Source organism: Streptomyces sp. NPDC048002 (assembly GCF_040653275.1).
Taxonomy (GTDB): domain Bacteria; phylum Actinomycetota; class Actinomycetes; order Streptomycetales; family Streptomycetaceae; genus Streptomyces.
In genome coordinates this window covers 1-2,292 of record NZ_JBEZNL010000090.1, presented here as the reverse complement: position 1 = coordinate 2,292, position 2,292 = coordinate 1, and the positions used below count along the sequence as shown (strand labels likewise).

Genomic DNA, 2,292 nt, shown 5'->3' with positions numbered 1-2,292 from the left:
GCGCTGCCTGAGTACATGGTTCCGGCCGCGTTCGTCGCACTCGACGCGCTGCCGCTGACCACCAACGGCAAGCTCGACCGCAAGGCCCTGCCCGAGCCCCTGGTCGGGGGCGATGCCGAAGGCCGCGCACCGCGCACCCCGGAGGAGGAAGTCCTCTGCGGACTCTTCGCCGAAATACTCGGAGTCGATCACGTCACCATCGACGACAGCTTCTTCGCCCTGGGCGGCCACTCGCTGCTCGGCTCCCGGCTGATCAGCCGCATCCGCAGGACGCTCGGCGCGGAGGTCAACGTCCGCACCCTCTTCGCCACCCCCACCCCGGCCGGCCTGGCCGCGGGACTGCGCTCCGACGACGTACGCCCGCGCCCCGCGCTCACGCCCGCCGAGCAACGACCCGAACGGATTCCGCTGTCGTACGCCCAGCAGCGGCTGTGGTTCCTGCGGGAGTGGGACGAGAGCGGAGTCACCTACAACGTGCCGCTCGCCGTCCGGCTGCACGGCACCCTCGACCACGACGCCCTGCGCGCGGCCCTCAACGACGTCGCCGTACGCCACGAGGCCCTGCGCACGATCCTCCCCAACCCCGACGGCGAACCCCACCAGCACATCGTCCCGCACCCGGACGTGCCATTCGAGGTCAAGCCCTGCGGCGCGGACGAGGTGACCGAAGCGGCACGGCAGGCGGGCGAGTACGTCTTCGACCTGGCCGTCGAACTACCCATCCGCGCAACCCTGTTCCAGGTCGCCGAGGACGAGCACGTGCTGGTGCTGGTCCTGCATCACATCGCCGGTGACGGCTGGTCGATGGCTCCGCTCACTCGCGACCTGGGTCGGGCTTACGCGGCGCGCGTGGCTGGGGAGGCGCCTGACTGGGTGCCGTTGCCGGTGCAGTACGCCGACTATGCCTTGTGGCAGCGTGACCTGCTGGGTGACGAGCGCGACGATGACAGTCTCGCGTTGCACCAGCTGCGTTACTGGACTGAGGCGTTGTCCGGTATGCCGGAGGAGTTGGAGTTGCCGGTGGACCGGCCGCGTCCGCCGGTGGCGTCGCATCGGGGTGCGATGGTGCGGGTGCGTTCGGATGCGGAGCTGCATGCGGGGCTGGTGCGGTTGGCGCGGGAGAGCGGGACGACGCTGTTCATGGTGTTGCAGGCGGCGGTGGCGGCGCTGCTGAGCCGGCTGGGTGCGGGCACCGATATTCCGCTGGGCACGGCGGTCGCCGGGCGTACCGATGACAGCCTGGATGAGCTGGTGGGGTTCTTCGTGAACACGCTGGTGCTGCGCACCGACGTGTCGGGCGACCCGACCTTCCGCGAACTGCTGGGCCGGGTGCGGGCCGCCGACTTGGAGGCGTATGCGCATCAGGACCTGCCGTTCGAGCGGGTGGTCGAGGCGGTCAACCCCGCCCGGTCCACCGCCCGGCACCCCCTCTTCCAGACCATGCTCGTCCTCCAGAACAACGCCGCCGCCACCCAGGCCATCCCGGGTGTGCACAGCGAACGGCTGCCCCTGGAGCACCGGGTGGCCAAGTTCGACCTGACCTTCTTCGTGGAGGAGGCCGCCGGGGACGACGGTCGTCCGGCCGGGCTGTGCTGGGACGTGGAGTACGCCACCGACCTCTACGACGAGACCACCATCGACACCGTGACCCGACGGCTGCTCGACCTCCTGAAGGCCGCCGTCGCGGACCCCGATCTCCCCGTGGCCGCCATCGCGCTGCTGGGTGAGGACGAGCAGCGGCGGGTTCTGGAGTGGGGTGGTGTGGGTTGCGGTGGGGTGGATGGCCGGTCGGTGCCTGCGGTGTTCGAGGCGCGGGTGCGGGAGGTGCCGGATGTGGTGGCGTTGGTTCAGGGTGGGGTGGAGTTGACGTATGGGGAGGTGAATAGCCGGGCGAATCGGCTGGCTCGTCATCTCGTCGGTGTGGGTGTGGCCGCGGGTGACGTGGTCGGGGTTCATCTTGAGCGTGGGCCTGAGCTGATCGTGTCGTTGCTGGGTGTGCTGAAGGCAGGGGCGGCGTACACGCTGCTGGATCCGGCCTTTCCCGCGGAGCGTTTGGCCACCGTCGTCACTGACGCCGGCGTTGAGGTCGTGGTGTCCGACAGCCGGCTGGCCGAACGGCTGCACGCCGGGCCGCGCTTCGTCCTGCTCGATGTCGAGGCTGATGCCGTGGCCCGCCAGTCCACGGAGAACCTGACTTTGGTGTGTGGTGGGTGGGATGCGGCGTGTGTGATGTTCACGTCGGGTTCGACGGGGCGGCCGAAGGGTGTGGTGGCTCCGCATCGGGCGTTGGTG

General features: G+C 69.9%; 1 protein-coding gene. It reads left to right on the top strand.

The features are described 5' to 3' along the window. Positions 1 to 15: 15 nt before the first annotated feature. A partial coding sequence (locus AB0E07_RS39805) for a condensation domain-containing protein (protein WP_362263372.1) occupies positions 16 to 2,292 on the top strand: 2,277 nt, incomplete at its 3' end.